The organism is Paenibacillus ginsengarvi (assembly GCF_003626695.1).
GTDB lineage: Bacteria > Bacillota > Bacilli > Paenibacillales > NBRC-103111 > Paenibacillus_AB > Paenibacillus_AB ginsengarvi.
Genome location: NZ_RBAH01000010.1, coordinates 107,517 through 124,846, shown reverse-complemented (window position 1 = coordinate 124,846; position 17,330 = coordinate 107,517). Strand labels below are relative to the sequence as shown.

Here is a 17,330-nt window from a genome sequence, read left to right as displayed (position 1 = left end):
CTCAAGAATGGGTGAATCGCAAGCGGTACCGGCATATTGGAGAAGCAGTCTGGAGCATATCGAACAAACGGTTTCCAGCGTGAAACGGGGGCAGGCGGACGTATTCGCCCGTTCTGCGGGCGGCCGGGACATTTATGCCGTCTATTACGGGGACAAGCAGGATTTCGGCAGGAAGGCCAACTACAATTCGGCTTGCGGCGCCGGGGATCTGACGGCGTATGCACATAAAACGAAAGCGACGAAGCCAGTGATCGCGATCGTTGGAGGCATTCACGGAGGCGAGCTGGAAGGAGTAGCCGCCGTCCTCAACCTGATTCGCACGCTTGAAACGGGCGCCGATTACGGCGGGAGAGCGGATCGATTTTTGCACGACTGCGCGGAGCGGTTCCGGCTAGTGCTTATCCCGTGCATGAACTCCGACGGCCGGGCGCGCATTCCGTTTGATACGCTCGTAGGGATGCCTTTGGCGGAAATGCGATACTACGTTCAGGGTACGTGGAAGGACGGCACGTTGTGCGGCTGGCCGGGCTGTAAGGCCGTTCATCCGATCGACGGCGCGGCGGCGCATCTCGGAGGTTATTTTAACGACGATGGCATCAATCTGATGCATGACAACTTCTTTGCGCCTATGGCGAAAGAGACGAGGGGACTCATGGAGCTGATCGACCGTGAATCGGCTGATGCCACGGTGCTTCTCCATGGCGGCTCCAATTCGGTGAATCATATTTTGCCAACACAGTATGTTCCGCCTTCCGTCGCGGATAAGCTGAATCGATTGGTCGACCGGGTCCATGCCGGGTATCAGGCGAAGGGAATCCCATTTCGGCCGTTGCACGGCAGAGGGACCGATGAGCAGCACGGCTTTCCGCCTTCGTTCAATCTTACTTCGGCGCTACATCATGCAAGCGGCGGGCTGTCGATGACATTCGAGTCGAACATGGCGCTGGACGCTCCCGGGGTGAGGTACAGCTACGAGGATATGTTGGAAGGACACTACATTTTGTTCGAAGAGCTGCTCCGGTTTATGGAGGACGGCGAATGCCCGATATACGCGAATGGTGCTAGTACCTGACAGAAGGGGTTGCCTTGGGCAGCCTCTTTTTGCGTTAGCGGCCCGGTAGGAAAGTCCGAGCCTTGCGACGAACTTAACGAAATTGTTTAAGCGGTGTTCGATATAACGGTCTTTCGAGACTCTTAATTTTCTCGATAACAGTAAGTTGGAGAAATAAAGCGCTCTTGGGACTCTTATTTCCGCGATAATAGCAAGGAAGAGCGGTTTCGGCACAAAATAAGAGCCCCGGAAGGCCGCTATCCCTTAAGCGAATACCAAATCAAACGGATATAGCGCGCCCGAAAGACTCTTATTCCATCGCAGCAGGTTGTCCGTTATACGGTTGGGACTTTTTTTGGCCGAGGAAGGCACGCATCGCGAGCTGCTGGGCAAGGGCGGTATCTATGCCGAGATGTATCGCAATCAGCAGTCGTGGTACACAGAAGAAGCCGCGCCCGCGTAGCGTAAGAGCTGCTGCGGGTGCGGCTTGGCGCGATGTGTTATTGCTCGGCTTGCAGCCGCTTCTGTACTTTGCCGTCGATAAAGCTGGCCGAATTCCATGCCATTACGCGGAATTTCCAGCCCAGCGAGCGCTTCAGCACGATATCCCGGCCCCATCCGCGCGCCCAAACAAAGCCGTTGCCCGGACCGAGGCCGATGCAGTACAGCGGGATCCCGAACGGTTTGTGCTGCGGTCCGGTCTTGCCTTGAAGCTCGGCCTTCACGATCTGCCCGAGCCGCTTGGCTTGCGGAACGGCTTCCTTGCAGGTCATGCCGTCCGTCTTACCCGTAACCGGATCGACGATGTTGGCGCAGTCGCCGATTGCGTAGATGCGGGGATGGCCTTGTACGCGGTACCAGGGGTCGACGCTCAGCTTTCCGTTCGGCTCCAGCGGTAAACCCAGCCGTCCAAGCAGCGGATTCGGCTTCAGGCCGAGCGTCCAGACGCACACTGCGGCTGGGAGGGCGGAGCCGTTATCCAGCTGCAGCCTGCCGTCCGCGAAGTGACGGGCTTTGATGCCGTGATAGACGTTCACCCCCCGCTCCCGCAGCATCGCTTCGAGCTGTTCGCCCGTGCGGACCGAACCTGCTTCGAACAGCCGCGGCCGGTTGTTGATCAGCTTGACCTCCACCAGCCTCGGATCGAGCCCTGCCTTCTCCGCTTCCGCTTTCATCCAGAAGCCAAGCTCGGCTGCCGTCTCGATTCCCGTAATGCCGGCGCCAACCACGGCTGCGCTTAGAAGCTCGCGCTGAACGTCAGGGCGCGTTTCCGTGCGGGCGAGCTGAAGGTGATGCAGAATTTGCTGGCGCACCTGCTCGGCGTTTGCCGGATCGGATAGCGAAATGCCGCCCATTTCCTCCGGGACGCGGTTAATGACACTGCCGAGCGCGAGCACCAGCCGTTCGTAGGGAATGCTGCCGCCGCTTCCGTCCGGATAAGTTACATTTATGGTCCGGGCGTGAGGATCGATCGCATTCAACCCAGCTTGGACAAACTCGATTCCTTTCTTCAGGAGCATGGAGAAGGGGACTTTAAGGTGACTGCGGTCTGTCACGGCGGCTTTGAACAGAAGCACCTTGCGGAAATGGTACGACTCCTTGTCGATCAGCAGAATTCGATAGCCGTCCGCCTCCTCGCCGGGAAGCTGCTTCCGGATATGGTTGACGGCATGCAAGCCTGCATAACCTCCGCCGACGATTACAATGTTCTTTTTGTCCATGTTTGTCCGCTCCTTTTTTTTTGCGATAATTACGATAGATATTGTCGTTGTTCGTGTGTAATAAAAACCGAGACTGCTTCAGCTGTCGTCCCGGCTATCGCAAATGATCGCGTGTTGTGGTAAAGTAATTAAGATAACATCTATCGCAATTGTATCAATTCCACTACGTTTGTCAACCCTAAACTTCGACGACTTGTGAAAGGATTGGATATGAAAAATTCTTTGGCTCTCGAATATGCCCTTCACGGTGCGCTGCTCTTATCCGCCCTGCCCGCCCGCAAAAGCGTTTCGCTCAAGCAGCTGTCGCGGCAGCTCGGCATTTCGACGACGTATCTCGCGAAAATTTTTACCCAGCTCGCTAAAGCAGGGATTGTAACCTCCAGTGTCGGAAGTAAGGGCGGGATTAGTCTGGCCAAAGCGCCGGACGACATCAGCTTCTTCGACGTTTATCTCGCCATCAACGGCCGCGAGCATATGTTTCAATGCTCGAACGTCCGCGCCTTGTCGCTCGGCTACCAGCCGTCGCCGGGCATGTGCGAAATTCACGCGGCGATGTGGGAGGCCGAGCAGAAAATGTTCGAGCATATGCGCGGAACGAAAATGTCTGCGATCGCGGCGGCGGTCGCAAGCAGGTTTACGCCCGAGGAAATCGGCAGGCATCTGGCGGAGCTGGCCAAGCTCGGCGAACCCGAAGCGTGACGAAAAGGCTGCTGCATTTAGCAGTCTTTTGGGCTTCTTATTTGGTTGAGAAGCAGCTTTTTTTAAAAATAGAGTGTTTTCCAGACTCTTATTCCCGCCGCATCAGCTATGAAGAACGATGTTGGCACAAATACGAGTCTCGAAAGACTGCTATCCCTGAGTAATCGCCAAATCGAGCTGGTATAAGATGCCCGTAAGACTCTTGTTTTTCTTGCGTCCGGCATCAAGTCCGTTTTTATTGAAAAATAATTAGTATTGATGCATAATTATTCACTACAAGACAAAACAAAAAGAGGTGAAGGCGATGCAGCTATCGCTCGTCCCCGAATGCTTGGACGTGGACGCATATTTGCAGGAAACACCGGAGGTCGACTACAGCCATCCGGCGATTCGGCGGGAAGCTGAGCGCCTGTACGAGAGGGCGGGGACGGATGTCGATACGATTCGGGCGGCGTACACATTTGTACGGGATTGCATCTCGCATTCCTGGGATATTCAGAGCCGGAAAGTAACCCGATCGGCATCGGAAGTGCTGCTCGGCGTAGAAGGCATCTGTTATGCGAAGTCGAACTTGCTGGCCGCCTTGCTTAGAGCCGGGGGCATCCCGACGGGCTTTTGCTACCAGCGGCTGACGCTCGGGGATACGCCGGATACCGGGTACTGCTTGCATGCCTTAAACGCCGTCTATGTGGCGAGCGCGGGAAAATGGGTCCGGATCGATGCGCGGGGCAATAAACCCGGCGTGTCGGCCGAATTTTCGCTGGCGGAGGAAAAGCTTGCGTTTCCGGTGCGTCCTCACCTTGGAGAAGTCGATTATCCCGCAATCTATGCGAATCCGAACTCGAAAACGATGGATGTTCTTCGCGTGAATACGGACTGTCTCGTTATGTATTTGAATCGTTTGCCGGATGAACTGTAAAGGTAGCGGAAGGTAAATGCGATTAACCATGAATGAGAGTAATTTGGTCTTAGCGAATCAAAAATCTAAACGACAAACGCGCCCTCCCGAATGAGAGGACGCGCTTTGCACTTTTACCATTCTAATTTTAGTTGGGAGCCGGTACTCCCATTGCCGCCCATTCGTCCTTGGAAGGACCGTAAACCCCGGCCACCGGAACGCCGGCTTGACGCATCAAAATCGTAAGCTGACCGCGGTGGTGAATTTCGTGGTTGATGAACGCGCCGAGCGCCAGACCGATTTTCCATTCGCTGCCGAACATATTGGCCGTTTGCTGCAGCGTTTCATCCGTAAATTGCGATTGAACCGCGTCGATCACCGCCTCCACGCTGTCCCGGTATCCTTGCGCGATGCCGGCGGCGGTATTCGGGTTGCTGTCCTCAGAAGGAGGGGCAAATTTCAGGCCGGTTTGCAGCAGCATGCCGCCGGCGGTAACGAGATGCCACGCCAGAAAGCCGAGCGTGCGGTAGCCGGGAGCGATCTCTTGCGCAAGCGAAGCGTCGGTCAGGGCGTCCAGCAGTTTTTGCGTGCCTGCCGCCTCGTTGCGGTAATCTTCGATAAAGCTTTGAACGCTGGTATATAACATGTCATTTGCCTCCTCTTAAATAGTTCATTCTTCTACAACTTTATTATAATTGCCTATTCCTGACAACATCAGTCAGGGGAAAATGCTATTTTTCGGCTGGCCGAAAGTAGCTCCACGCTGCTGCAGCTTGCCCTACAAATGCCCAAACCGGTCGGACAGCTCACGGTCGTGTACGGCCAGCCAGTCCACCTCTGCGGCAAACCGGGCGGAAGGTCCGTCGTCCGGAGGCGGGCCGCCGCGAATCCACCAAACGCTCTCCATCCAGCCGCTCATGCGCAGCGAACGGACCAGCGCTCCGCGGGGATAGTGCCGCTCGTTGCGGTAGCCCTCCAGAAACGCGGCGGCGCGATCCGGGTCCAGACCGTTCTCGTCCAGGGCAAGCGACATCAGCGCCCGGGAGATGTCCAGCTCGGGATAGTCCGATTTCATCCGGTCGAAATCGAGCACGGCGCCTACCCGGTCCGCCCCGAACAGCAAATTGTCCGCCCACAAATCGCGGTGGGCGTATCCCCTCTCGCAGGCGCTCAGCGGCCCCAGGTCGATCATCCGGCTCGTTTCGATCTGCCTTACAATGAACGGGATCGATTCGGCCGAGCCGCTCTGCTGCACTTGCCGCAGGAGGTCGCTCCAATAGGCAAGCCGTTCCTCGCGGCCGGGAGGGATGAACTGGGGAACGGATTCCGCTCCGGCGGCAGACGGCGCGTAAACGTCAAGCAAGCGGTGCATCCTCCCTGTGACGCGGCCCAGATCGTAGAGCTGGTCCGAGCTGCCTTGCCCCGGGGTCACGAGCGAGCCTTCGCAAAACGACATGACGATAAACTTCTCCCCGCCGCTCGACGTATGAATCATATCGTCCCCTGCGGCAAGCAGCTCCGGGCAGGGCAGTCCGGCCGTTTGCAGCCGGTTTTGCAGCGATAGAGCTTGAAGCAGATCGGTATGGTTATGTTTGCGCAGCCGCTCCGGGTTGTACATTTTGAGCAAAAAAGGACCGGATGACGTATCTAGCTTCCACTTCAAATGGAGCCACCCGCGGCGGATCGGCTCTGCCTGCCGGACGTCTAGACCGAATAAGCTTCGGCACCGCTCCAGCAAGTCCTCCAATACTGTCTCTTCGGCTAAATGGGCGTGCATGCCGTCATCCCTCGTTTCCGGTTCATGGTAGACAAACACTTCTACGGAAGCAGGCGTAACCCTTCTCGATCCCGCGATATTCCCCGTCAAGCCTATTCGTCAAGACTCCTTATCTGCGCGGAAAGAAGGCGAATACAGGCAGGAGCCTCTTTTCTTGTTCAACTTTGAATTTTTCATAGGGCAAGTGTACAATTATACAGAAATCTCCATTAGGTTCACCAGAGATGACGGAATGCGGGTCAAGCATGGGAGACACATGAGGGGGAGAGACGCATCGAAACGCTACTCACGGAGCCGCTGAAACAAACGATCGTCGGCGTTCACGGTGATCGGGGACGGACATGGATAGACGGCTTTGCCGAATTGGTGCGGTTTTGCGAACAGAAATGGCAGCTTCGCGTGCTGGAGCCGTATCCGCCATCCTATCATTTCGTAGCCCCGGTTGTTTGTGCGGACGGCACCGAGGCGGCACTGAAGCTTGGGGTGCCCGGTAAAGAAATGGCCTCCGAAGCGCTCACGCTTCGTACGTATGCGGGAGAAGGGGCGGTACGGCTGCTGGATGCCGATCTGGAGCGGGGAGCGCTGCTGCTCGAGAGGTTGAAGCCGGGGAAGACGCTGCACAGCATCAAGGATGACGAGGAAGCGGTGCGGATTGCGGCGGGCGTCATGCGCCGAATCGTCCGTCCCGTACCGGAGGGCGGTTCGTTTCCGTCGACGCAGGATTGGGCGCAAGGGCTGGCGAAGCTTCGCGCCCATTTTGGCGGAAGCACCGGACCGCTGCCAGAGCGGGCTGTTGGTCGCGCGGAGAAGTTGTTTGCGGAGCTGAACCGGACGATCATGCGCCCGCTGCTGCTTCACGGCGACCTGCACCACGGGAATATTTTGCAGGCGGAGCGGGAGCTGTGGCTCGCCATCGACCCGAAAGGGCTCATCGGCGAGGCCGAATACGGCGTCATCCAGTTTTTGCTGAACCACTTGCCGGAACACGGCCGTGTGGACATACTGACCAGGCGGATCGACCAGTTCACAGCCGAGCTCGGCTTAAACCGCGAGCGGGTTGTGGCGTGGGCGTTCTGCCATACGATGCTGTCGGCCTGGTGGGATATTGAGGATAATACGCCGGGTTGCGAGGAGACGGTGCAAACTGCGCTTTTGTTCGAAACGATGTTGTAGCGGCCCTGCCGTCCTGTCGGAAGAAAACGCAGACTCTTTCCTGCCGGAAGAGCTGCGTTTTTTCGTCTGGCTTGTAAGGGGGAATCGTCTCGTCGGCCGTTTTTTACGCTGTGAAGCCCATCTGCATATGCTGAAGATGAGCCATTTTGGACGATGGCAATAAATAATATTTTACAAAAGCTGCAACCAATCGGTACAATCATCGTTGTATAGATATGTGAAAGAGATGAAGACGGGAGACGAAAAGGGGTTCGTTTACAATGAAAGCCAAGCTTTCCTATTATGTGCCGCTGCTGTGGTTGTTATCCATTCCAATATTGAACGTATTTTACGGCATTCTGAATCGCGAAGGACCGCGAGTCCGCAGTCTGATGACCGTCGTTGACGTGCATACTCCGTTTATTTCGTATTTCGTTATTCCGTACTTGATCTGGTATCCATTCATTCTCGGCATGTTTGTCTATTTGTTCGTCAAAAACCGGACGGTTTACTACCGCACGCTCTTTTTGCTGTGCACCGGACTTGTGGCCTGTTATATCACTTATTACTTTTTCCAAACGGTAGTCGTTCGGCCCGAAATCACAAACCAGGTGCCGCTGCATGGGTTCGTTAATTTTGTATACGACAACGATAGGCCTTACAACTGTTTCCCGAGCATTCACGTGCTGAGCACTTACTTGATCCTGATCGCCGCGCTGCGGCACATCCCGATGAAATCCCTGATGCGTTGGGCCATCCGGCTGATCAGCTGGTCGATTATCGTATCGACGGTGTTCGTCAAGCAGCATGTCGTGCTCGACATTGCCGGAGCGATCTTGCTGGTGGAGTTTTTGGCATTTGTGATGAATCTGCTTGTACCGATTTCGAAAAAATCGGCCGTATCCGCATCTGCGTAAGGAGAAGAGAAGGCAAGCGAATAGAAGGACCTGACGAACCGGTCAGTCCTTGTCCGCTTGCTTTCTTTTTGTCATGTACAGCACCAACTCGTCATCGACTCGAACGGCTTCACCAGGCACGACAGGCGTGTTGGCATACATCACGCCTTTGCCGTCGGGGATATAGCCTCGCCTCGCATACATACGCTGGGCGCTTCCATAGCTCGCGTACAAGCCTACGCCGATCCCGACGATATCGCCGCGCCCGAAGGCAAGCTTCTCCACCGCATCCATAAGCGCGCTACCGATCCCGATCCGCCGCAGCGACGGGACCACGTCAAAGTTGTTGATTTCGGGGATGCCCTCAGCGGCGAACGGCGGGTATTTCGAGACCGGCAGCAAATGAAGCCAGCCGGCAAACCGTCCCTTGTACAAAGCAAGCAGCGTAACGCGCGCTCCCGCTTCGTTTTCTTCACCGCATCGCTCTACATAGGCTCTTGGCTTGCTTATTTGCTCTCGTTCCAGCGCCTCGTATACGAGCTTCACGTCGGAGCTCGTCATAGGCCGAATAACCGCTTGCTCATTCATACCATTTGCCCCCTCTCGAATTGTTGTTTCCGCTGACTTCATAAGTTTATTAAACTATGGTACGGCTCGTTGCGGTAGGGAAACTATCGTTATAGCCGATAAGGAGGAGTATTATATGAACGGTTTACTGATCCGGGAGCCTTGGATCGACTTGATTCTGGACGGGCACAAGAGCTGGGAAATACGCGGATCGAACACGTCCATTCGCGGGGAGATTGCTCTTATCCGCAGCGGGAGCGGATTGATTCTGGGCACGGTGCAGCTTGTGGACAGCCTGAAGCTGGATCTGGACACGTACCGCGAGAGCGGAGAATTGCACCACGTTCCCCCGCACAAGTGTCAGACGCTTCCGTATACAAATACGCACGCCTGGGTGCTGCGCGATCCGGTGCGCTGGCCCGAGCCCCGGCCCTACAAACATCCGAGCGGCGCCGTCATTTGGGTCAAGCTTGGGCGCGAGCCGTAACTAGCCGCTGCTTAGCGGGTTGGTGATTTTGACAATAAAGCTGCATCGTCCCCGAACCGTGCCGTCGTTGATTCAGCGCAAAGCTGGCCGCGAACGGTTTTTTTGGTGTTCCACAATGCCGCTAAGGTCATACGAAGAAGGAGCTTCCCTCGTGCCTGTAGGGATCAGCCTTCCTCCGGCCAGTTATACAACGGAAGTATTTGTTCCGTTATTGTACAGGGGGTGGGGTGAAAACGATTGTTAACGGAAGTTCCTGTTCCGTTAAACCGGGAAAAAGGTGCGAACCCGGCTCTTCCCGAGGATATAGCGGAACTTCTTGTTCCATTATAGGGGGATATTCCGGGGAATGCAGCGTTTAGCGGAAGTTTTGGTTCCGTTATCTTCAGACGCCAGACTCTCCTCAATGCCACTGCTGGTAAGGCAGGTCGTACTTTTCATGGGTTATATAGATGAGCCAAATGCGACTGACTTCACATCAATAAAACTGCCGCTAAGCCGCGGTCATCCGGGATCCAAGTACAAAAAGACGTTTTTTTTCCAAAATCGTGCTAAACCTATTCACATACAGCGTAAAGTACGATATAATTTATGTAAACACGTAATTACGTAATTTAATAATTATGATGTTGGATCAAACGACAGGAGTGATCGCGTACTTATGAATCGGGATTACGGTGCGGAGCTGGATATGCTCAAGAAGCAAATGGAGGAGCTCGAGCGGGCGGTACGGAGTTTGGCGGACGCGCAGCGGATGCCGCTTGCGGCGGGAGGAAGGGAACGTCCGGCTGCGGAGACGGAGCTGTCCGGCGAAGTAACGGACAGGGGTGTCGTATACTTCTCCGGCCATTACCCGGCCGGAGGGCAGACAGTCCGATTCGATGCGCAGGAGCGGAAGGTGGACGAACTGCTCGGCATTCACGGCGAGAAAGCAGCCAAGGTGCTTGCGGCGATCGGACATAAGCAGCGGCTTGACCTGCTGCTCGCGGTATGGGAGGAGCCGCTCACCGGGGTGGAGCTGGTGGAGAAGCTGGGGATGGGAACGACCGGTCAGCTGTATCACCATTTGAAGGCGCTGACGGGTGCGGATCTGCTCGTTCAGGAGGAACGGGGAGGGCGGTATACGATTCCGTCCCACCGCCGCTTTCAACTGCTGCTGCTGCTTGCGGCGGTTTCGGATCTGATCGAGACGAGCAACTTCATCGATATGACGGAAGCCCGCGGCGAGGCGCACGCCTATTTGGGCGCCGCGGCTCAAGGCGGTCACGATATTCATCAACTGCTATTGGCGGTTGTGGACAATTCGGTGCTGGAGCACGAAGCGGGCTATTGCAGCGAGGTACGCATCTACGTGCACGACGATGGCAGCGCGACGGTAACGGACAACGGGCGGGGCATACCGGTGCGGCTTCTGCCGCAGACCGGCAAGCCGGCTGTACAGTCGGTGCTGACGGAGCTGGAGCGGCTGGCCGGTCAAGGCGGCAAAACGTTCCTCGCTCCCGGAGCGGCCAAAGGGATCAGCATCGCCGTTGTCAATGCGCTTTCCCGCAGACTCGGCGTGGAAGTGCGCCGGGACGGCGGCATTTTCCGCCAGGAGTACCGGTACGGCATCCCGCAATCCGGCCTTCTGAGCATCGGTGAAACGAACGAAACGGGCACAAGCATCACGTTCCAGCCCGATCCGGAGCTGTTCCACGGCGGCTTCGACGCGGATATTCTTGCAGCTCGCGCAGCCGAGCTGGAGGCGTCTCATCCGGGACTGCGCATCAGCGTCCGGTAACGCCTGATTCGCCGTCCGCAGTCCGGGAAGGAAACCGGCTGATTTTGCCGAACCTATATGTAAATAGCGGCCGCATAGCCAGCCGAGCGGAACGATTAGTCCGCAGGCGGCCAGGGATAACTTCTGCGGCCGCCTTTTTTTATTTTTGCAACGTCAGGATCGTTTTGGATGGAGGAGTCCTATTGAATAAACGGCAGGCAGGCGTCATTAGCCAAATGAATCGGTACCCCGTCAAGTCGTTCGCCGGCGAAAGCCTGGAGGCGTGCAGCGTCACATCATACGGGTTGTACGGAGACCGCAGCTTCGCTTTCATCGACGAGTCGAAGGAAGGCTGGGACCGCTATGTGACGGCCAGACAAATTCCGGCCATGCTTGGCTACAAGGCGAAGCTGACCGGGGAGAGCGCGCAATTACACGTAACGTCGCCGGATGGCCGCGTATGGGGCTGGGAGGAAGGTCTGCGGGATGAGCTGCAGCCTCATGCCAGAGTCCGCCTCTCGATGCTGCATTATGACCCGGACCGGACGTCCATTCCGGAAAATGACGGCCAGATGGCCGTCGATTCGGGCAGCATCCTGATCGTCACGGACAGGTCGCTGCGCCAGCTCGAGCAAATGTGGGGGCAGCGCGTAGACCCGCGCCGGTTCCGGGCGAATTTCGTCGTAACGCTGACGGATGATGCGGACGGGGAGCAGGAGTGGATCGGGCGGCGGCTTGCCATAGGCGAGGCGGAGCTGTCAGTCGATATGCCTTGCGAGCGCTGCTCGATGATTACGATCGAACCGGACAGCCTGAAGCGCGATCCCGGCATTTTGCGAACCGTAAATGAGAAAATGGAGCTGAACTTCGGCGTGTACGCCTCCGTCGTCAAGACGGGTCAGGTCCGGCTCGGCGACCCCGTATACAGGTTCGGGTAGCGAATAACGCCGCTCATGAATGGGCCGCTTCGGTCCGGTACTGCCCCGGCGACAGGCCGGTCCATTTTTTGAAGGCGTTCTGGAAGGCGCTTGGCTCCGAATAATGCAGCAGATAGGCGATCTCGCCGACGGTGTACTCCGGCTTGCTGAGGTACAGGGCGGCCAGCTCCTGGCGCACCCGGCCCACGAGCCGGTTGAATGAGGTTCCTTCCCGGCTCAGCTTCGCCTGCAGCGTTCTCGCGCTCATCCGGAACGCCCCGGCCGCCTCGTGCAGCGAGGGGAGAAACGAAGGCATGCTGCGGAGCATCCATTCGTACAGCTTGTCCGAGAACGGCTGGCCTTGAACGAGCTTCGCGCGGGCTTCCTCCGCCATACTTTCGAAAACGGCCCGCAGCCGGGCATCCGACCATACGACGGAGTACTCGAGCACTTCCCGTCCGATACGAATGGCGGTGCTGTCGCAGCCGAACTGCGGCTCGATCCCCCATACCTCCTTGTGCTCAGATAAGGCGCCGGGCAAAGCGGGGTGGGCGAAACGGATGTTCTTGACCGGAACAGGCCGGCAGCTCAGCTTCAGCATCACATGATACAGCGAGCTCATCGCTTCCTCGGCGCAATGCCGGGACGAAGGCCGCGCAGGCCCCCGCATCCGCAGCATAATCCAGGCGTCCTCCCCTTGAATGTCCCATTCGAACAGGTACTCGCTGCACACGATGACATTGTACCGCCGGTACGCCTCCAGCGCGTCACGGATAGTGCCCGAGTGCATCATCGCATATCCCAGTATGCCGAAGTCCGCCAGCTCCGCGCTTTTTCCCTGATGCAAGCCGAACGCAGCATCGCCGGTAAAAGCGGCCGCCGCCTCCATCGCCCGCTCCAGCATGGCGGTCTCGATGCGAGCTTCCGCGTCATGCGGCAGTTCCGGATCGATAGACGCGTACCGGCAAAAGGTGGAGACATCGTATCCCCGGAGCACCAGCGTCTTCCATACGGGCAGCAACATGGAAACCGGAACGTCGTTTCCGCTCATGAACGCTCCCCTCCCTCATCTGCATCTTTTCGCACCATTTTGGCGCGTATCCTCATTTCCGTCCCGTTCCCGAATCGTTATGCTTATGGCAATGGCTTAATTGTACCACGAAAAAGCACAACGGGAGGAACGGCAATGAAGCCGAAGGTGGCGGTTATTAACGGGCATCCCCATGCGGACAGCTTTTGCAGCGCTTTATCGGCCGCATACGCGAAAGGGGCTGGGGGGAGCGGGGCGGATGTGCGAGTGCTGAGTTTGAGCGGGATGACCTTTGACCCGAATTTGAAATACGGATACCGGAAACGGATGGAACTGGAGGATGACCTTCAGATGGCGCAGGAGACGATCCGCTGGGCGGACCACCTCGTATTCGTGTACCCGATGTGGTGGGGGACGATGCCGGCGCTGCTCAAAGGCTTCATCGACCGGGTATTTCTGCCCGGCTTCGCCTACAAGTATCGCAAGAATTCGCTGCGCTGGGACAAGCTGCTGAGCGGCAAATCCGCCCGTCTTATCGTGACGATGGACGCTCCGGCCTGGTATAACCGGTTTGTTTACAAACGAGCCGGCCATGTGGCGATGAAGCGCGCGACGCTGCAATATTGCGGCGTGAACCCGGTCCGCATCACGGAGATCGGTCCGGTCAAGTCCTCGGCGCCGGAGAAACGGGCCAAGTGGCTCAGCGCCATACAGAAACTGGGGGCCCGGCTGAAATAGCAGAGCGAGTAAAAATAGCAATCTGTAAGAAACTTCGGCGACAGGGACATGCTACAATAAGTCCATGTTGATGGAGAGAGGATGGAGATCGTGATGGCAAATGCCAAACTTACACCGTATATCATATCCGAGGATGCGAGAGCCCAGGCCGAGTTTTACGTGCAGGCGCTCGGAGGAGAGATTGTATCCGTCGTGACGCAAGGGCAGGCATTGGGCGAAGAAGCCAGCGAGGCGCACAAGGATAAGGTGCTGCACCTGAGCATAGTTGCGGCCGGGGTGCCTTTCTTCTTCACCGATTCGGTCATGGAGCCGAGCGTTCCCGGCAATTCGCTCAACTTGTCCCTCGAATTCCCGACCGAAGAAGACGCGCATGCCGCTTTCGCCAAGCTTTCCGAAGGGGGCAAGGTGAACCATCCGCTCGAGCGGGCGTTCTGGGGCGCTTTGTTCGGACAGCTCGAAGACAAGTTCGGCGTATTGTGGATGATTACGAATGAAGTGAAGCCGGCTCAGTAAGCAACGGGCCGACATGGTCGAACGATTCGGATACGGTAACGGTAACGGGGAGACTGCCTACGGGCGGTCTCTTTTTTGTATAAAACATTAAAGAGCTTTACATTTATGGAGGTTAATTTTGCAGATGTGTATTGACGAGCGGAGCGGAAACGTTTATCATAGCAAGTAATTAAATAATATGGTATGACCATAACATACCATAAATCATACATTCACTTCGCACCAAATATTGGTCGGACCATACTACCAAAAACCTCATTGGACTAAACTCAGCTAAGATCGTTCACAGCCTCGTCCAACCGAAGCCGATAAAAGCTTTCCTGTCACAATCACCTTTTTTGATAACGCTTTCCTTGAATTACATCGTCAGACAATCGTTATTCCTCGAAGCAAGACAAGCCCGATCGATCGCCATTTTCAAAAAAAGAAAATCTTCTTAACCGACAACGCATTGCTTATCTCCATCCAACGCCGATCAGCCATATTACTTGCAATCTCGTTTCTATTCACTATTCGCAACCGGGTCCGACGGTCATAAGGGGGGCCAGTTGGGGGAGGTAGAATAGGAGATTATATATATCTATATAACAGGAGGGTTCAACAGTATGTTCAAGCAGTATCGTGTATGGCTTGCAAGTATGATAGCGGTTACAACGCTGGCGGGGTGCGGCGGTAACTCAAACAGCGGGGCGAACAGCAGCGGTCCGAAAGAAGCCGAAGCGCCGAAACCGAGAGAGACTGTCGAAATTTCCATTTTCCATTACAACGGAACATGGACTCAGGAACAAAATGAAAAGGTTTTCGCGGAGCCGATCATGAAAAAATATCCGTATATCAAAGTTAACGCCATTACCTATAAAAGCGGAAAGCAGCTTGAGGAATTGGTCGTTGCGGGAACGGTTCCCGACCTGATCATCAGTACGCCGGGACCTGGCTTTGAGACGACAATCGGTGCCTTTAAAGGGCAATTTGATTTAACCCCGCTTATTACACAAAACAAGTACGATCTCAACCAGCTGGATTCGTCGGCTTTAGGCGTCGTGCGCAGCCTCGCTCCGAAGAACGAGCTGTACAGTCTGCCGATCTACATGGCTCCTAATACGCTGTATTACAACAAAAATATTTTCGATAAATTCGGCGTCGCCTATCCGAAGGACGGCATGAATTGGGATGAGATGTACGAATTGAACAAAAGGCTGACGCGGCTCGACGGCAATGTCCAGTATCTCGGCTTTATGCTTTCCCATGTTCACTTGATGCGGTTGAACCAGGTTTCGCAAAAGTTGTTTGATTCAACGGGCGAGAAGGTCGCATTTGATACGAGCACGTTTAAAAACTACCTGACGGATGTGTTCCGCAATTTTCAGCTTCCCGGCTATGATTTGAGCGCCAGCAATTTGAATTTTGTGCCGACCTTCGTGAAGGATCAGACGCTTGCGATGCTGGAGCCGGGCGGTACGCTGCTGGGAGAGGACCTGCTCGCGGAACTGAAAAACCAATGGGACTTCACTTCCTACCCTTCCATGAAAGACAAACCAGGCGTAGGCTACCAGTCCTACCCGTTCATTATTTCCATGTTCAATACCTCCAAGCATAAGCAAGAAGCGTTTGAAGCGATGGCTTATTTAACATCGAAGGAATTCCAGGAAATATCCACCAAGAAGGGCGTATTGCTTCCGGTTCTGAAGGACAGAAGCATCGTTCAATCGTTCGGCCAGGAAAATCCGTTTTATAAAGGCAAAAATGTCGGCGCGCTGCTGCCGAAGCAATTTGCGCCGGTGCCGGATGAGCCGTTCTCCAAGTATACGGCGATCACTCAAACTAATTTGTACACCATCTTTACGAAGGTGCTGAAAGAGCAAAAGGATATCAATACGGCGACTCGCGAGGCGACGGAACAGGCGAATAAACAAATTGCCGAGGCGAAAGCAGCGGGAAAATAACGAAGAAGAACTTGTAGATTAAGGCAGTTAAAAAGTAAACAGGCAAGCGGGCAACAAACGGCGCAGCAGTGTATGCAAGTACCGCAATCGGCAAAGTCAAAAGCCGCAGGTCGAACGCAAATTCGCCTGCGGCTTTTGGTGAGGGTTGACACTGCTTAGTTTTGCATATATATTCATCTTTACGAATATTAATCCGAAAGCGGTGAGGAAGTTGCCTCCACATTTGTTATCGCTGCAAGAGTTCGACAAGGAGACGCTGTATTCGATCATTCAAACCGGGATCGCGATCAAACGGAATCCCGAAAACTACGCCAAGGCATGCGAAGGCAAAGGGCTTCTCATGCTGTTCCAGAAGACGTCAACCCGGACGTATTTGTCCTTTCAGTCGGGCATCCACCGGATGGGCGGTTATGCCGCCGCGATGGACTGGGATTCCAGCAATTTCAGCATTTCGCCAATCCGCTACGAGGCTCGTTACGCATCGAGAAACTGCGATGCCATGATGGCCCGGCTCAAGAAACACGCCGATCTGCTGGAATTGGCCGAGTATTCCGCCGTTCCTGTCATTAACGGCTGCTGCGACAAATACCACCCTTGCCAGGCGCTCGCCGATTTGATGACCATTTACGAAGTCGCGGGAAGCTTCGAGGGTGTAACTGTCACATACGTAGGGGTTCACAATAATGTGGCCAATTCGCTCATCGCAGGCTGCATCACGCTTGGTGTTCGGCTGCTGCTGGTAACCCCAATCGTGAACGAGGCTTCCTGGGATGAGGCGCTTATGGACAAGGCGTACCGGAGCGGGCATGTGGAGACGGTGAGCGACTTGGCGGATGCCGTCAGACGGACCGATTTCCTCTATACCGACACGTGGGTGGATATGGAGTTTTTCCGCAATCCGGATTACGAGCAGGAGAAGCTTCGGAGAATGGAGCGGATGATGCCGTTTCAGGTGAACAGTGCCAACTTGGGCGGATATCGTCCGTATTTGATGCACGACATGCCGATTCACCCCGGGTACGAGATCGAGGAGGAACTGGTCGAATCCGAGCGTTCGATCATCTATGAGCAGGCGGAAAACAGGATGCATGTGCAGAAAAGCTTGCTGCTGCATTTGTTTGGCGCAAAAATCCATGACAAACATGGAAATATTAAGTAAGATGAAGGAGGACATAAAGCGCGAAG

17 protein-coding genes are annotated in these 17,330 nt (G+C 55.4%); 12 read left to right on the top strand and 5 right to left on the bottom strand.

Annotation, left to right across the window (positions count from 1 at the left end; translation table 11 throughout):
- The first annotated feature begins 7 nt into the window (after positions 1-7).
- Positions 8-1,072: a M14 family zinc carboxypeptidase gene (locus tag D7M11_RS15485; RefSeq protein ID WP_120748146.1), complete on the top strand. Its 1,065-nt coding sequence runs from the start codon at positions 8-10 to the stop codon at positions 1,070-1,072.
- Between the two features lie 479 nt (positions 1,073-1,551).
- Here the strand turns inward: D7M11_RS15485 and D7M11_RS15480 are convergent, their stop codons facing one another.
- Positions 1,552-2,772 (bottom strand): NAD(P)/FAD-dependent oxidoreductase, encoded by a 1,221-nt coding sequence (locus D7M11_RS15480; protein ID WP_120748145.1) that lies wholly within the window; start codon positions 2,770-2,772, stop codon positions 1,552-1,554.
- Positions 2,773-2,982: 210 nt separating this feature from the next.
- Between D7M11_RS15480 and D7M11_RS15475 the strand changes: the two genes are divergently transcribed.
- Together D7M11_RS15475 and D7M11_RS15470 are read left to right on the top strand one after the other, a co-directional pair.
- The gene (locus tag D7M11_RS15475; protein WP_120748144.1) at positions 2,983-3,471 is read left to right on the top strand and encodes an RrF2 family transcriptional regulator; all 489 of its coding nucleotides are present in this window, start codon (positions 2,983-2,985) and stop codon (positions 3,469-3,471) included.
- A gap of 304 nt (positions 3,472-3,775) precedes the next feature.
- Positions 3,776-4,390 carry a transglutaminase-like domain-containing protein gene (locus D7M11_RS15470; protein ID WP_120748143.1) on the top strand — a complete coding sequence of 205 codons (615 nt, stop codon included), beginning with the start codon at positions 3,776-3,778 and terminating at the stop codon, positions 4,388-4,390.
- Between the two features lie 127 nt (positions 4,391-4,517).
- Here D7M11_RS15470 and D7M11_RS15465 read toward each other — a convergent pair whose 3' ends face one another.
- Positions 4,518-5,015, bottom strand: coding sequence for a DinB family protein (locus tag D7M11_RS15465; RefSeq protein WP_120748142.1), 498 nt, complete (start codon positions 5,013-5,015; stop codon positions 4,518-4,520).
- 132 nt (positions 5,016-5,147) lie between these two features.
- The gene (locus D7M11_RS15460) at positions 5,148-6,236 is read right to left on the bottom strand and encodes a phosphotransferase (protein ID WP_120748141.1); all 1,089 of its coding nucleotides are present in this window, start codon (positions 6,234-6,236) and stop codon (positions 5,148-5,150) included.
- Between the two features lie 276 nt (positions 6,237-6,512).
- Between D7M11_RS15460 and D7M11_RS15455 the strand changes: the two genes are divergently transcribed.
- Both D7M11_RS15455 and D7M11_RS15450 read left to right on the top strand, forming a co-directional pair.
- A complete protein-coding gene (locus D7M11_RS15455) occupies positions 6,513-7,319 on the top strand; it encodes an aminoglycoside phosphotransferase family protein (protein ID WP_193556205.1) in 807 nt (268 codons plus the stop codon).
- A 260-nt stretch (positions 7,320-7,579) separates the two neighbouring features.
- Positions 7,580-8,215 (top strand): phosphatase PAP2 family protein, encoded by a 636-nt coding sequence (locus D7M11_RS15450; protein ID WP_120748139.1) that lies wholly within the window; start codon positions 7,580-7,582, stop codon positions 8,213-8,215.
- A gap of 42 nt (positions 8,216-8,257) precedes the next feature.
- Here D7M11_RS15450 and D7M11_RS15445 read toward each other — a convergent pair whose 3' ends face one another.
- Positions 8,258-8,782 (bottom strand): GNAT family N-acetyltransferase, encoded by a 525-nt coding sequence (locus D7M11_RS15445; protein WP_120748138.1) that lies wholly within the window; start codon positions 8,780-8,782, stop codon positions 8,258-8,260.
- A gap of 115 nt (positions 8,783-8,897) precedes the next feature.
- Between D7M11_RS15445 and D7M11_RS15440 the strand changes: the two genes are divergently transcribed.
- From D7M11_RS15440 to D7M11_RS15430, 3 genes are all read left to right on the top strand, one after another.
- Complete coding sequence (locus D7M11_RS15440; protein ID WP_120748137.1) at positions 8,898-9,248, top strand: ASCH domain-containing protein; 351 nt, start codon at positions 8,898-8,900, stop codon at positions 9,246-9,248.
- A gap of 658 nt (positions 9,249-9,906) precedes the next feature.
- Entirely contained in the window at positions 9,907-11,025 is a 1,119-nt protein-coding gene (locus D7M11_RS15435; RefSeq protein ID WP_120748136.1) for a winged helix-turn-helix domain-containing protein, read from the top strand.
- Positions 11,026-11,207: 182 nt separating this feature from the next.
- Positions 11,208-11,942, top strand: coding sequence for an MOSC domain-containing protein (locus tag D7M11_RS15430; protein ID WP_240041131.1), 735 nt, complete (start codon positions 11,208-11,210; stop codon positions 11,940-11,942).
- 13 nt (positions 11,943-11,955) lie between these two features.
- Here D7M11_RS15430 and D7M11_RS15425 read toward each other — a convergent pair whose 3' ends face one another.
- On the bottom strand, positions 11,956-12,972 hold the full coding sequence (locus tag D7M11_RS15425) for an AraC family transcriptional regulator (protein ID WP_120748135.1): 1,017 nt from the start codon (positions 12,970-12,972) through the stop codon (positions 11,956-11,958).
- A 135-nt stretch (positions 12,973-13,107) separates the two neighbouring features.
- Between D7M11_RS15425 and D7M11_RS15420 the strand changes: the two genes are divergently transcribed.
- The 4 genes from D7M11_RS15420 (at position 13,108) to D7M11_RS15405 (ending at position 17,304) form a co-directional block, all read left to right on the top strand.
- Positions 13,108-13,689 (top strand): NAD(P)H-dependent oxidoreductase, encoded by a 582-nt coding sequence (locus tag D7M11_RS15420; protein WP_120748134.1) that lies wholly within the window; start codon positions 13,108-13,110, stop codon positions 13,687-13,689.
- 93 nt (positions 13,690-13,782) lie between these two features.
- Positions 13,783-14,202, top strand: coding sequence for a VOC family protein (locus D7M11_RS15415; RefSeq protein WP_120748235.1), 420 nt, complete (start codon positions 13,783-13,785; stop codon positions 14,200-14,202).
- Positions 14,203-14,807: 605 nt separating this feature from the next.
- On the top strand, positions 14,808-16,145 hold the full coding sequence (locus D7M11_RS15410; RefSeq protein ID WP_120748133.1) for an ABC transporter substrate-binding protein: 1,338 nt from the start codon (positions 14,808-14,810) through the stop codon (positions 16,143-16,145).
- Between the two features lie 223 nt (positions 16,146-16,368).
- Entirely contained in the window at positions 16,369-17,304 is a 936-nt protein-coding gene (locus D7M11_RS15405; protein WP_240041130.1) for a Rossmann-fold NAD(P)-binding domain-containing protein, read from the top strand.
- Positions 17,305-17,330 lie beyond the last annotated feature (26 nt).

Bases quoted from the DNA above. Each gene is read 5' to 3' on its own strand.
- D7M11_RS15485 (WP_120748146.1), top strand. From the start codon at position 8: ATGGGTGAATCGCAAGCGGTACCGGCATATTGGAGAAGCAGTCTGGAG.
- D7M11_RS15480 (WP_120748145.1), bottom strand. From the start codon at position 2,772: ATGGACAAAAAGAACATTGTAATCGTCGGCGGAGGTTATGCAGGCTTG.
- D7M11_RS15475 (WP_120748144.1), top strand. From the start codon at position 2,983: ATGAAAAATTCTTTGGCTCTCGAATATGCCCTTCACGGTGCGCTGCTC.
- D7M11_RS15470 (WP_120748143.1), top strand. From the start codon at position 3,776: ATGCAGCTATCGCTCGTCCCCGAATGCTTGGACGTGGACGCATATTTG.
- D7M11_RS15465 (WP_120748142.1), bottom strand. From the start codon at position 5,015: ATGTTATATACCAGCGTTCAAAGCTTTATCGAAGATTACCGCAACGAG.
- D7M11_RS15450 (WP_120748139.1), top strand. From the start codon at position 7,580: ATGAAAGCCAAGCTTTCCTATTATGTGCCGCTGCTGTGGTTGTTATCC.
- D7M11_RS15445 (WP_120748138.1), bottom strand. From the start codon at position 8,782: ATGAATGAGCAAGCGGTTATTCGGCCTATGACGAGCTCCGACGTGAAG.
- D7M11_RS15440 (WP_120748137.1), top strand. From the start codon at position 8,898: ATGAACGGTTTACTGATCCGGGAGCCTTGGATCGACTTGATTCTGGAC.
- D7M11_RS15435 (WP_120748136.1), top strand. From the start codon at position 9,907: ATGAATCGGGATTACGGTGCGGAGCTGGATATGCTCAAGAAGCAAATG.
- D7M11_RS15425 (WP_120748135.1), bottom strand. From the start codon at position 12,972: ATGAGCGGAAACGACGTTCCGGTTTCCATGTTGCTGCCCGTATGGAAG.
- D7M11_RS15420 (WP_120748134.1), top strand. From the start codon at position 13,108: ATGAAGCCGAAGGTGGCGGTTATTAACGGGCATCCCCATGCGGACAGC.
- D7M11_RS15415 (WP_120748235.1), top strand. From the start codon at position 13,783: ATGGCAAATGCCAAACTTACACCGTATATCATATCCGAGGATGCGAGA.
- D7M11_RS15410 (WP_120748133.1), top strand. From the start codon at position 14,808: ATGTTCAAGCAGTATCGTGTATGGCTTGCAAGTATGATAGCGGTTACA.